Annotated in this window: 11 protein-coding genes; 3 read left to right on the top strand and 8 right to left on the bottom strand. The window is 36.1% G+C overall.

Annotated elements, in window-relative coordinates:
- Positions 1-3: 3 nt before the first annotated feature.
- Genes B3C16_RS00130 through B3C16_RS00115 form a run of 4 tightly spaced genes read right to left on the bottom strand, consistent with a single transcriptional unit; the run spans position 4 to position 4,156 of the window.
- Positions 4-648, bottom strand: a complete 645-nt coding sequence (locus B3C16_RS00130) for an alpha/beta hydrolase (protein WP_291127332.1) — start codon at positions 646-648, stop codon at positions 4-6.
- Positions 648-971 (bottom strand): DUF4870 domain-containing protein, encoded by a 324-nt coding sequence (locus B3C16_RS00125; protein WP_121313809.1) that lies wholly within the window; start codon positions 969-971, stop codon positions 648-650. The genes B3C16_RS00130 and B3C16_RS00125 overlap by 1 nt, the downstream gene beginning before the upstream one ends.
- 6 nt (positions 972-977) lie before the next feature.
- The gene (locus B3C16_RS00120; protein ID WP_291127328.1) at positions 978-2,231 is read right to left on the bottom strand and encodes a dihydroorotase; all 1,254 of its coding nucleotides are present in this window, start codon (positions 2,229-2,231) and stop codon (positions 978-980) included.
- Positions 2,228-4,156, bottom strand: coding sequence for a vWA domain-containing protein (locus B3C16_RS00115; protein ID WP_291127325.1), 1,929 nt, complete (start codon positions 4,154-4,156; stop codon positions 2,228-2,230). The genes B3C16_RS00120 and B3C16_RS00115 overlap by 4 nt, the downstream gene beginning before the upstream one ends.
- A gap of 126 nt (positions 4,157-4,282) precedes the next feature.
- Between B3C16_RS00115 and B3C16_RS00110 the strand changes: the two genes are divergently transcribed.
- Positions 4,283-5,389, top strand: coding sequence for a lactonase family protein (locus B3C16_RS00110; RefSeq protein WP_291127322.1), 1,107 nt, complete (start codon positions 4,283-4,285; stop codon positions 5,387-5,389).
- A gap of 30 nt (positions 5,390-5,419) precedes the next feature.
- Here B3C16_RS00110 and B3C16_RS00105 read toward each other — a convergent pair whose 3' ends face one another.
- Complete coding sequence (locus tag B3C16_RS00105; RefSeq protein ID WP_291127320.1) at positions 5,420-6,763, bottom strand: DEAD/DEAH box helicase; 1,344 nt, start codon at positions 6,761-6,763, stop codon at positions 5,420-5,422.
- 358 nt (positions 6,764-7,121) lie between these two features.
- Here B3C16_RS00105 and B3C16_RS00100 point away from each other — a divergent pair, with 358 nt between their 5' ends.
- Positions 7,122-8,429, top strand: coding sequence for an amidohydrolase (locus B3C16_RS00100; RefSeq protein ID WP_121313804.1), 1,308 nt, complete (start codon positions 7,122-7,124; stop codon positions 8,427-8,429).
- Positions 8,430-8,479: 50 nt separating this feature from the next.
- Here the strand turns inward: B3C16_RS00100 and B3C16_RS00095 are convergent, their stop codons facing one another.
- Genes B3C16_RS00095 through B3C16_RS00085 form a run of 3 tightly spaced genes read right to left on the bottom strand, consistent with a single transcriptional unit; the run spans position 8,480 to position 11,601 of the window.
- Complete coding sequence (locus B3C16_RS00095) at positions 8,480-9,244, bottom strand: TIGR02757 family protein (protein WP_291127314.1); 765 nt, start codon at positions 9,242-9,244, stop codon at positions 8,480-8,482.
- Positions 9,237-10,937, bottom strand: a complete 1,701-nt coding sequence (locus B3C16_RS00090; RefSeq protein ID WP_414655242.1) for an LIC_10190 family membrane protein — start codon at positions 10,935-10,937, stop codon at positions 9,237-9,239. The genes B3C16_RS00095 and B3C16_RS00090 overlap by 8 nt, the downstream gene beginning before the upstream one ends.
- A 4-nt stretch (positions 10,938-10,941) precedes the next feature.
- A complete protein-coding gene (locus B3C16_RS00085; RefSeq protein WP_291127308.1) occupies positions 10,942-11,601 on the bottom strand; it encodes an ABC transporter ATP-binding protein in 660 nt (219 codons plus the stop codon).
- A 151-nt stretch (positions 11,602-11,752) separates the two neighbouring features.
- Here B3C16_RS00085 and folE point away from each other — a divergent pair, with 151 nt between their 5' ends.
- A complete protein-coding gene (gene folE / locus B3C16_RS00080) occupies positions 11,753-12,424 on the top strand; it encodes a GTP cyclohydrolase I FolE (RefSeq protein WP_121313800.1) in 672 nt (223 codons plus the stop codon).
- Positions 12,425-12,450: the final 26 nt, after the last annotated feature.

Below are 12,450 nucleotides of genomic sequence, written 5' to 3'. Positions count from 1 at the left end.
TTTTTATTTAGATAACCAATGTTTAAAATCAAAGAAGTTTTGTGGCGCTACGCCGTGTCCAACCATATATTCTTTAAAAACAATGTCAATCCCTAAAACTTGTAGCATCGGAATTGATTTTCGCGCCCATTCTACAGGAATGACTTGGTCAACCGTTCCGTGTGAGGCAAATATTCTTAATTTACTTAAATCATTTTCGGTATAATCATCTACTGCAATTTCCGGATTGAAATAGCCGCTCATGGCTACAACGCGTTGCACTTTTTCTGGATAAGACAAAGCAACAGCATAACTTAAAATGCAACCTTGACTAAAGCCGATAAGTGTAACGTTATCTGCATCAATTGGATATTCTGTGACTAATTCATCAATAAAGTTCGCGATAATATCTCTCGAAGCTCGAGCTTGACCAATATCGGAAAACTTATTCTCATCTGCATCAAAATTAATCGCATACCAAGCATAGCTTCCATACATCATATCAAAAGGTGCGCGTGCGGAAACGACAAAGTATTCTTCTGGTAATTCACCAGCGAAGGAAAACAAATCTTCTTCATTACTGCCATAGCCGTGTAGCAATAGGAGTAAAGGGTTCTTGTCTTTTTTGTCTTTTGGTTCTCTGATTAAATGGTGAAGTGTTAAACTCATTATAAATTTTTAAATAAGGTTTGAAAAAATCCACCAACTACAGGTATTTCTCTTTTTTGACCTTGAGCCGCACCTAAAAAACCATAAATCCAAAGGATAAAATAGAACAGATAAAAGGCAGAAGTCGCTGTCCAACTATTGGCATAACCTACAAAATAACCCAACAAAAAGAAAGAGATAAACAATCCCAACGCTTGTCGGATGTGAAAAGAAGCAAACTCTGATTTGTTTTCTTCCTGATTCATAAAAATGGCAATTACAGTTCCAATGATTGTTAGGTAAGCTACAATTGCAGTGTTCTTTGCTTTTTCAATATTTTCCATAATAATTTAGGCTAAAACCAATTTTCCTTGATTGTAAATTCCAATCGCCTTTCCTTTCATGACTTGTCCAAGGAAAGCAGAATTTTTTGATTTTGATAGAATGTGTTCTTTCGTAAAAGTCCAATCAGAATCGGTTTGAAACAAACTTAAATTAGCTTTATTTTCTTTTTTAATTATTTGACTTTCAAAGTTTAAAATTGACTTACCGAAAGTTAATTTTTTTATTATTTTTTCCAAAGGTAATACCGTTAATAAAGCACCAAAAGCACTTTCTAAACCAATGGTTCCGTTTTTAGCCAAATCAAATTCCATCTTTTTATGCTCGATATCCATTGGATTGTGGTCTGAAGTAATACAGTCAATCGTATTGTCTAAAACGCCTGCTATTAAAGCTTTTCTGTCGGCTTCCGTTCGCAATGGTGGTGAAACTTTATAACGTGTATCAAAACCGTCCAGTTTTTCATCAGTCAATACTAAATGATGCACGGCAACGCTACAAGTCACGCTCAAACCTTTCGCTTTCGCTTCCTTAATTAATGCTACTGATTTTGCGGTAGAAATCGTCGGGATGTGCAATTTTCCACCGGTATATTCCAGTAAAAATAAGTTTCTGGCAACCATGAGTTCTTCGGCTAAGTTGGGAATTCCCTTTAAGCCTAATCTAGTAGAAACAATGCCTTCATTGGCAACGCCATTACCTTTGATGTTGTCATCTTGGCAATACGCCATTACCAAACCATCAAAATCCTGAGTGTATTGCAATCCTATTTTTAGCAGATTGGCATTCGCCAAATTTTTCCCATAATCTCCGAAAGCAACAGCTCCGGCGTTTTTCATGTCGTAGAGTTCGGCTAAATCTTTGCCTTCACTGTTTTTAGTTAAAGCGCCAATCGGAAACAATTCGGTTGCTGAGTTCGCCGCTTTTTGTTTGACAAAATGAACTTGTGATTGGTTGTCAATGATTGGATTTGAATTGGGTTGCAAAGCGATTCCGGTAAAGCCACTTTTCGCAGCGACATTCAATCCGTTGGTGATGGTTTCTCTGTCTTCAAATCCGGGTTCGCCTAAGGAAACACTCATTTCAAACCAACCTTGCGAAAGATGCAACCCTTCGTGTTGGAATTCCTGATGCGTGTCAATATTGAGAATAGAAGTGCCTATTTCTTCGATTATGCCTTGTGTAATTTTCACATCAACGATTTGATCGTGAAATGGACTTTGCGGGTCAACAATTTTGGCTTTTCGGATGATTAGGTTCATTTTACAAATTTTTGAATGAGTAGTTCTAATACTAAAAAGAGTAGTGTAAGCAGTACAAACCATTTCCAGATTTGTGTATCAGTTCTATCGGTTTGTATGGTATTAAAAACCGTTTCTATATCGTCAATTTCCTTGTAATTAGCCGCAATATCCGTATTGGCTAAACTCAGGTTGCTTTCTGTTCGCGTGTAATTAAAGCTGATATTTTGCACCAAATTGGTTCCGTTAAAGATACCAAAATTTCCGGCTTCGATTGGATTATCACCAAAAGTTATTTTGACTTTGGTATTCAACAATTGTTGCATCGGAATAAAACTTTCAGGCGTATTTTTTACGGTTAGAATTTCATCTTTGGATAATAAAGCATCCACCACAAAAGGTTGGTCTTCACCAATGATAATCGCATTCACGCCGGTTTTTTGACTGTTTTGCGCCATGTTGTAAAACGTTGGCACAATCAACGGCGAATTTTGAAAATTACTATTTGTTTTGTTGATTGGTGCCGCAAAAACATACACTGATGACAACGGATTTGAAATCGAAGTTAAGAAAGCACTTTGGTCTTCATAACTTAAAATCGCTGGCGTTGTACTATTGATCCCAAAGGCAGTTTTGGTCGACGGATATTGGAAATTGTCGATTTTCTTCTCAAATACATTGCTAAACAACGGATGATTGAAATTGATTTTGGTCACTTTTTTATCGCTGCTTGCAATGGCTTTTAGTTGAATTGCGCCAAAGTTGGCTAAGAAACTATTCATCGCGTTCACATTGCTTTCCTGCGCCGGAATAATGACAACGTTTCCACCTTTGTTTACAAATGATTTCAAGGTGGTTTGCAACGCTTGCGGAACGTCTTTTAACTCATTCAATACAATCGCATCTTGCTTTTCCAATAAGTTATAATCCAAATTGGCTATTGGGAAATTGGTATAAGCAAACTCATCATTGGTATAAATTCTTGACAAGAAATTGCTTTTGTCCGTGTCGCCAATACTTATTACATTGGTTTTGCTTGGTTTTGAAATACTGAAATAATAAGTGTTGTCGTAGGCCAAACCTTTATCGGTAATCGAAACATAGCCGTGGAAATCTTCTTTCGGAATGGTGAATTTAATCGTTTCAGTAGTATTTTTGAAATCTATTAAAGTTTTTGCTGTTAATTTGTTTTGGTTGTATAACGCAATCGGAACTGTGGTAATATCTTCTCCATTGGCGGATAATTTAACCCCAATTTCATAAAAGTTATCCAAAGTTTGTTCGATATAAACGCTGTCGATGGAAACATTATTTTTTTGTTCGGCTTCGGGAATAATAAAATAGACATTGTCTTCCTTTTTAAAACTTTTCGCCTGATTGGTTTCCAAACCAACACCATCGGTAATCACAATGATGTCTTTGTTGAACGCAGATTTTCGCGCATTGACTTTCGCAATCAAATTGTCTAAACGAAAAGGTGTTGCACTATATTTTAAATCCTGTAAATCCTTTTGAATCGATTTGATATCGGTGTTCCAAAACGTTTCCGAGTTGGTAATCAAAGAAAAATTCTGTGCTTCCGGAGTATGTTCTAATAAATCTTGAACGGCACGTTTGAGCAATTCCCCTTTTTTGCCTTTGGCTTGCATGCTATAGGAATTGTCCAAGATGATGTACATTTCGTTAGTTGCTTTTAGACTTTCTTTTGCGGTGAAAAAAGGTTGAGCGAAAGCCAAAATCAAACAGGCGAGAAGCAATAAACGTGTGAAAAGCAACAACCATTTTTTGATGGTCGAACTTTTTCGGGTTTGGACAGAAAGTTCTTTTAGGAATTGTACGTTGGTGAAGTATTCTTTCTTAAAACGTCGCAATTGAAATAAATGCACTAAAATTGGAATCACCAATAAAAAAAGAAAATATAGAATTTCCGGGTGTTTGAACTGCATTCATCTAAAGTTTGTCAAAAATAGCACTTTTTATCATTTGGCGAAGCCGTTTTAAGAATTTTAAATGATAAAAAAATCGATTCTAATGGTATTCGGTTATTTTTGTGTTTCGATAAAATCATTACGATGACAAAATTTTTAGTGCTCGTTGCCACCATATTCTTCTGTATTTCCAATCAAGCGCAAGGAAATAAAACCAATTTATTCATTGGAACCTATACCAAAAGCTGCGACAGTATGGGTATTTATCTGTATGAATTTGACACTGTAACCGGTGAAACCAAAGTAAAGACAGCAACTGAAAACGTTGTCAATCCAAGTTTTTTAACGCTTTCAAAAGAAGGAAAATTTGTTTATGCGACTAATGAAGATGGCGACAATAGTGCGGTAAGTGCTTTTCGATTTGATTCGAATACAAATCAATTCACCTTTTTGAATTCCCAAAAGTCAGAAGGTAATGATCCTTGTCATATCATCAATGATGATCAAAATGTTATTGTAGCGAATTATAGCGGTGGGAATATTACGGTTTTTGGCAAAAATATGGACGGAAGCATTGGAAAACACAAGCAAATAATGAAGCACGAAGTGCAAACGGTCAGTGAAGCGAAACCGGAGAATTCACACATGCACATGTTGCAACTATCACCCGATAAAAAATACCTCATCGCCAGTGATTTAGGAAAAGATTATCTCTATGTTTATCGTTATAATCCCGAAGCTAAAAGCGCTGTTTTAGAGTTTAGCTCTTTTGTTAGAGTGAAGCATGGCGCCGGACCAAGGCATTTTACTTTTAGTCAGGACGGAAAATATGTCTACTTAATTAATGAGTTGGATGGTACGTTATTGGTTTTTAAATACCTTGAAGGTAAGTTGCAATTTATTCAGGAAACGACTGTTGTAGCTAGAGATTTCAAAGGAAAAACCAGCGCTGCAGATATTCACATTTCAGCTGATGGGAAGTTTCTTTACGCAACAAATCGTGGTGATGCCAACACAATATCGTGTTTCGAAATCAAAAAGAATGGCAAGTTAAAGTGGAAACAAACGACCAGTACTTTAGGCAAAGGACCGCGAAACTTTAGCCTTGATCCAACAGGAAATTTTCTTTTAGTTGCACACCAATACACGAATGATGTAGTGATTTTTAAAATCGATAAAATTACAGGAGAATTAACAGATAGCGGAAAGCGAATTGAGTTGTGTTCACCGGTTTGTCTAGTATTTCAATAGAACTGAACACTCACAACTGAACACTGAACACTATTTCTTCTTACGCTTCGCCGCTCTGGTCTTCAAAATATTTCTATTCACAGAAGTTCCGGTTTTCTTTTTAGTTTTCGATGGTCCGCCCAGATTGACTTTAGTGTTCTTCTTGGCTTTTTCGTGAAAAGACGCGCCACCTTCTAGTTTGTTGGTTTTCAGAATGACTTTCATTTTCTTTCTGTCCTTTTCAAACTCAAGTAAACGTTCCGCAATCACAACTGTTACAGGCAAAGGCAAAAAAGTAAGTTCTTTTTCCATCAACATTTCGGCCTCGATCATGATTTCTTCTTCTCGCGGACTGATTAAACTAATCGCAATACCCGATTTATCGGCACGACCGGTTCTACCGATACGGTGAATGTATTGTTCCTGAATTTCGGGAAACTCAACGTTGATAACGTGCGTGATATCCGAAATATCTAAACCTCTAGCCATTACGTCAGTAGTTACAATTCCACGGATTTCTCCAGCTTGGAAAGTAGCCATCGTCTGCAAACGATAGTTCTGAGATTTATTAGAGTGAATGGTTCCGAATTGCTCCGGATACACTTCTTCTAATTTTTCCGCCAATAAATCGGCTGTTTTTTTATTGTTGACAAAAAGCAATACGCGTTCGTAAGCATCGTCTTTTAGTAATTCTATAATCAAATTGACTTTCGTCAAAAAGTTAGGTGTTTTGTAACCCAATTGTTCAATTTGTTCCAATGGCGTTCCGCTTGGTGCCAGCGACACTTCTTCGGGAAATTCAAAATATTCTTCCAGCATGCCATCAACTTCATCCGTCATTGTTGCTGAAAACAAAATGTTCTGGCGTTTGGTTTTAATCATCGTTAGGATAGAAGTCACTTGAGAACGAAAACCTAAGTTTAGGATTTCGTCAAATTCATCGATAACCAATTTTTGCAAACTGTCAAAACGAATCACATTGTCCAAAGCCAAATCCATGATTCTTCCCGGCGTTCCAACTAAGACATCAATTCCTTGATATACGGCTTTCTTTTGCGTATTAATATTTACACCACCATAAACGCCTAAAGTTCGCACCGACATAAATTGAGTCAGTTTTTCAACTTCGGCAGCAATTTGAACTACCAATTCACGCGTTGGAACCAATATGACAACTCGTGGTGTATCAGTTGCAACAAATTTCCATTGTTTGAGTATTGGTAGTAAGTAAGCGAAAGTTTTTCCGGTACCGGTTTGTGCAATTCCCATCATATCGCGTCCAGACATAATCACCGAAAATGATTTTTCCTGAATTGGCGTTGGTGTAGTCAAACCTAATTCGTCAACGGCTTTTTGTAGTGATTTTGGAAGATTGAATTGCTCAAAAGTGTTCATTGTATCTGTAATTTGGCGCAAAGGTAAGGAATTCTATTTTGGCAATGTTTTAGCCGATTGGATTTTGCTAATCACCAAATAGTCAAACTTTTAATATGAACTTTCTTGCTATTGAATTATTTTATTATATTTATAAAAAAAAATCCTGCTTTTGATATAAGATTTCCCAACCTACCGAATTCGATTTGTTAAATCACCAGTTAAGTAAAGCCATAAGTGACTAAATTTATTTTCCTTTTATAGTTGGTCTAAGACAAGCTTTCAGACTAAATTCAAAAACGACAAAGGATTATCTTTAAATGATTATTTGTAAACCAATGTAAAATCAGAATTGCTACTCAAGCCATAAAATAATACCATGAAAAAGATAGTCATCATCGTTTTACTATTTAGTTTTAAAATAGTATCGGCACAAAAAAACAATTACAGCGAACTTATTGCCAAAAAAGCCACTCAGATTGAACAAAAAGTTATTGATTGGCGCCACGATATTCACCAAAATCCTGAACTCGGAAATAGAGAAACTCGAACAGCAGCTTTAATTACCAAACATTTGCAATCACTTGGCATCGAAGTTAAAACCGGTGTTGCAGTAACCGGCGTGGTTGGAATTTTAAAAGGTGACAAACCCGGTCCGGTAATAGCTTTGAGAGCCGATATGGATGCTTTACCGGTAATAGAAAACAACAATTTACCTTTTGCTTCAAAAGTAAAAACTACTTATAACGGAAAAGAAACAGGAGTAATGCATGCTTGCGGTCATGACGGACACGTAGCCATATTGATGGGCGTAGCCGAAATTCTTTCCGGGATGAAGAAAGAGTTGCAAGGAACGGTTAAATTTATATTCCAACCGGCTGAAGAAGGTGCGCCTGTAGGTGAAGAAGGTGGTGCTGAATTGATGGTAAAAGAAGGTGTTTTGCAAAACCCCAAAGTAGATGTGATTTTCGGGTTGCACTTGAGCTCCGGAACAGAAGTGGGCAAAATTAATTATCATCCCGGTGGAACTATGGCTTCTTCTGCTGATGTAAAAATTATAGTAAAAGGCAAACCGGCTCACGGTGCTTATCCATGGCAATCTGTTGACCCAATAGTGGTTTCGGCACAAATTATCAATAGTTTACAGACTATAGTCAGTAGAAATGTGCAACTCACTCACAATCCTGCGGTGGTAACAATTGGTTCAATTCACGGCGGTAATCGGCATAATATTATTTCGGAAGAAGTCGAAATGTTGGGAACCATTCGAACCTTTAGCAAATCTGACGAAGAACTGATATTTGAGCGTATTAGGCAAATTGCCACCAAAACAGCAGAAGCTGCCGGAGCAACTGCTGAGGTAAAATTACCTTATTCCTCTTACAATCCCGTGACTTTTAATGATGTTGATTTGACCGAAGCCATGCTGCCATCCTTGCAAAAAACGGCCGGAAAGGAAAATGTAAATTTGGTGCCTGCAGTTACCGGAGCAGAAGACTTCTCCTTTTATCAAGAAAAAGTACCCGGTTTGTATTTCTTTGTGGGTGGCATGAAAAAAGGTCAAGATCCAAATACGGCAGGGCCACATCATACTCCTCAATTCATTATTGAAGACAGCGCTTTTAAAACCGGAATTAATGCGTTATGTAATTTGGTTTTTGATTATATAGAAGTGAATAAAAAATAAATCAATCACATAGCAACATGGCAAAGTTTTTTGGTAAAATAGTTTTTAACCTAAAACCCTTCAAAAACACCCAAGCCAAACAGCGCAAAATCATATTTTACCGGATCGTTTTTATCCAGTTTTCGCAATTCGGTGTCTAGTTCTAATAAAGCTTTAGCGTCGTTTTGTTTTCGGGTGAGCAATCCGAGTTTTCGAGCAACATTTCCGGAATGAACATCTAACGGACAAGATAAAGCAGTAGCCGAAATGTTTTTCCAAAGCCCAAAATCAACGCCATTGTTGTCTTGACGAACCATCCAACGCAAGTACATGTTAATGCGCTTTGCAGCGGAACCTTGCATTGGATCTGAAATATGTTTGGTTGTTCGTTGCAGATGATCTACTTCAAAGAAATATTTCTTAAAGGCCGAAATCGCCGGTTGCATGGACAAATCTTCTTGTTTATTGGTAAAGAAGGTTTCCAAGCCACCATGATTTTGATACAAATTTTGCAAAGCTTTGATGAAAGTTTTAAAGTCGTTACCATTGAACGTTCTGTGAACAAATGTTTCTAAATTTTCCAAGTGATAATCCTTGTGATTCATCACAAAATCATAAGGCGAGTTGCCCATTAAATCCATCATTCTTTTAGAGTTGTTGATAATCATCTTGCGGTTTCCCCAAGCAATAGTCGCCGTTAGAAAACCTGCAATTTCTATGTCTTCTTTTAGTGAAAAGCCATGCGGAATCTGAATTGGGTCGCTTTCGATAAAGTTAGGATTGTTATAAAGGGCAGCCTTTTCGTCCAGAAATTCCTTAAGTTCAGTTTTAATCATTGGTTTTTAGTTTTTTGGCGTAAAAACCTTCCTTTAAAGTTTTCCCACGCAATTGCGGAATGACATTGAAATTGGTTTCAAAATAATCCAATTGCTCTTTGTTTGCACAAGGCAAATGACCGTTGCCGGATATCCAAAAAATCGGAGTTTCGGTAGGCGAGTAGTAGTCTAAATTGCCTTTAGTAATTTTGATGTAATTGAGGTTATCTCGAGTGTTGGGTTTTGGATGAATAACATTCTCCAGTTGAAACGTACTGTTTTTAGCTAATAACTTGTTTTGAGTTAAAGCACTGAATGACATTGGCACAAAGAGCAAAACACCGATTGCTAATAAACTGAAACTAAGTAATCCCAAGATGATTTTCTTATTGGTGAACATGACGGAAAGGAATACAAGTCCGAAGAAAATTGTGAAATAAACAAAGAAACGATATTGTGGCGAGCTGAAAACTAATAAAATTAATGCTAAGACAAATACAAAGTAAACATCACGAATTCTTTGTTTTGGGTAATATTTTGAAATTATAAATGGTGAAATCAAGAGTAAAAATACAGTCGCTAAACCAATGATACTGTCAATTCCACTGTGCAAAAAATATTGTTTAACCAAGATAAAAAAAGTAGCATTTTCAAAAACACTAAAAGGAATATAAAAAGAATGCATCATGTCTCGACTAAAGAAAAAATCCATAATTTCCATTGGTACCAAGTAATCAGCATTTGAATTAGGGAACACAGTTAACGGATAAAAAGGATAACCGGTCAACATAATATTTTTGATAACAAAAAGAAACAAAACCAATCCACCTAAGAACCGAAACGGAATGAGCTGGCTTCTTACTACAGCTATATGTTTTATAAAAAGCAAAAGCGGGAAAGCTAACAACACTAATGCGGTTATTTTGATATAAATCGCAAAAAGAACGAATATAGTTATGAGGTTAAATTTCTCAAGTACATTATCCTTGTGTATTTCCAAATACATTGAAAGCACTATAAAACTGATAAGGTAAACCGGTAAATCAGGTGATGGCGCGCTGATGAATTGGAATAGGAAAACATAAGTCAAAGGCAGTAAGCCAAAAACCAAATCCAATCGATTGGCATTGGTAAAATAGGAGTGAAGCTTTTGAAATGCCCAATAATTAAAGAGTAAAAACAAATAACCATTCAAGTCATTGAAGCTGTCATAAAGAAATGAAAACGAATAAACGCTCTGTGTGATGTGCCAACCGCTCGTTTGTCCTAAAAACAAGTGCAAATTTGCCAAACCGGGAACAAATCCGTATTCGTTCAACCATTTGATAGTTTGGATGTAATAGGTTTCATTGTCAACAATAAAAGGCAAAGTAGCACTTTGTAACAAAATTAAAATGCTACTGATACTAAAAAGTGCTTTTAATGCTAGTGAGAAGGAATTTAGTTGCGTTAGAATACTTTGGGTAATATCTTTTAAATCGCTTTTCAAATAAAATCCAAGAGTGATTGATGTTATTATCAAAAAAGCATGAAATTCTATATTTATCCGACCAAATATCGCCCATGAGCTCGCCAACAATGTAATTCCAAATAATCCGAGAATACCGGCAAAAACAACAGTCAAAGATTGAATTCGAAAAAGCTTTGAAAACCCTATTCCTAAAATAATGGAAGTGAGAAAAAGATACAGCCAACTAAGTAGAATAAGCACCATATTATCATACGATTAAGCCATCTTTCATGACTAATTTTCTATCAGCCATGTTGGCTAATTCCTCGTTGTGCGTAACAATGACAAAGGTTTGTCCAAATTCTTCTCTCAATTTAAAAAATAACTGGTGTAAATTTTCCGCCGAAGTCGTATCTAAATTTCCCGAAGGTTCATCGGCAAAAATCACAGCCGGTTTGTTTATCAGAGCGCGCGCTACAGCAACGCGTTGTTGTTCCCCTCCGGAAAGTTCGTTAGGCTTGTGATGACTTCTTTCGGCTAAACCTAAATAATCGAGTAAACGTTTGGCTTCAATTTCGGTTTCCTTTTTTTCTTTTCCGGCAATGTATGCCGGAATACAAACGTTTTCCAAAGCGGTAAATTCCGGCAATAATTGGTGGAATTGGAAGATAAAGCCCAAATGCAGATTCCTGAACTTAGATAATGTTTTATCGTTCATTTTCAATATGTTTTCACTATTTATCTCAAGTGAAGTATTATTTGATTTTGCGGCATTGTCAAGTGTTCCGAGTATTTGCAACAAGGTAGTTTTTCCCGCACCGGAAGCACCAACAATAGATACAATTTCTCCTCTTTTTATATGTAAATCTACACCTTTTAAAACGTGCAAACTATCGTAGTATTTGTGAATGTCTTTGGCAATAATCATCAATCGAATTTTTCACAAAGTAACAAAGTATTTTCTTTTAATAGATGATATCAATTTTTTTTATGAGTGAATAAATTATAAAATTGTGTTAAGTATAATTTTTTGTTTAATTATTTATTACATTTGTTGAACAAAAAAATAATTAATTCTTATGAACACACCCATTGAAAAAGAATTATTTGAATTGATAGGTGACAATCATCAAATGACTTCTGCGGAGACGCCTTTGCGTCCTGACGCCTTTATCAAGACAGATAAACAAAAGATGGACAACATCGAAAAGCATTTCCATAGCATTATGGAAGAAATGGGTTTAGATATGACCGATGACAGCTTGAAAGGAACGCCACATCGTGTTGCAAAAATGTTTATTCAAGAAATATTTTCCGGTTTAAATCCTGCGAATAAACCAAAGATTTCGGTTTTTGACAATTCGTATCAATATGATAAAATGTTGGTTGAAGCGGATATTAGTTTTAATTCTACTTGTGAACATCACTTTCTGCCTATTATAGGCAAAACTCACATTGGCTATGTTTCCAGCGGAAAAGTGATTGGTTTATCAAAGCTTAACAGAATTGTAGACTATTATTCGCGGAGACCGCAAGTTCAAGAGCGTCTCATTATGCAGATTTTTAATGAATTGAAAAAAGTTTTAGAAACGGATAGCGTTATGGTAGTAATGGAAGCCAAACATCTTTGTGTGTCAAGTAGAGGAATTCAGGATGAAAGCAGTTATACTTCAACCATTCAGTACGGAGGAATATTTAAAGATAAAGAAAACAGAAATGATTTTTTCAATTTGATCAAAAAAGACAAATAGAATTTTAGTAAATTTAAGTTGAGTAT

Source organism: Flavobacterium sp. UBA7682, assembly GCF_002482945.1.
GTDB lineage: Bacteria > Bacteroidota > Bacteroidia > Flavobacteriales > Flavobacteriaceae > Flavobacterium.
The sequence above is the reverse complement of the archived record's forward strand: the minus strand, read 5'-3'. Positions and strand labels throughout refer to the sequence as shown.

Coding starts and splice junctions, on each gene's coding strand:
- B3C16_RS00130 (WP_291127332.1), bottom strand. CDS start 648: ATGAGTTTAACACTTCACCATTTAATCAGAGAACCAAAAGACAAAAAA.
- B3C16_RS00125 (WP_121313809.1), bottom strand. CDS start 971: ATGGAAAATATTGAAAAAGCAAAGAACACTGCAATTGTAGCTTACCTA.
- B3C16_RS00120 (WP_291127328.1), bottom strand. CDS start 2,231: ATGAACCTAATCATCCGAAAAGCCAAAATTGTTGACCCGCAAAGTCCA.
- B3C16_RS00115 (WP_291127325.1), bottom strand. CDS start 4,156: ATGCAGTTCAAACACCCGGAAATTCTATATTTTCTTTTTTTATTGGTG.
- B3C16_RS00110 (WP_291127322.1), top strand. CDS start 4,283: ATGACAAAATTTTTAGTGCTCGTTGCCACCATATTCTTCTGTATTTCC.
- B3C16_RS00105 (WP_291127320.1), bottom strand. CDS start 6,763: ATGAACACTTTTGAGCAATTCAATCTTCCAAAATCACTACAAAAAGCC.
- B3C16_RS00100 (WP_121313804.1), top strand. CDS start 7,122: ATGAAAAAGATAGTCATCATCGTTTTACTATTTAGTTTTAAAATAGTA.
- B3C16_RS00095 (WP_291127314.1), bottom strand. CDS start 9,244: ATGATTAAAACTGAACTTAAGGAATTTCTGGACGAAAAGGCTGCCCTT.
- B3C16_RS00090 (WP_414655242.1), bottom strand. CDS start 10,937: ATGGTGCTTATTCTACTTAGTTGGCTGTATCTTTTTCTCACTTCCATT.
- B3C16_RS00085 (WP_291127308.1), bottom strand. CDS start 11,601: ATGATTATTGCCAAAGACATTCACAAATACTACGATAGTTTGCACGTT.
- folE (WP_121313800.1), top strand. CDS start 11,753: ATGAACACACCCATTGAAAAAGAATTATTTGAATTGATAGGTGACAAT.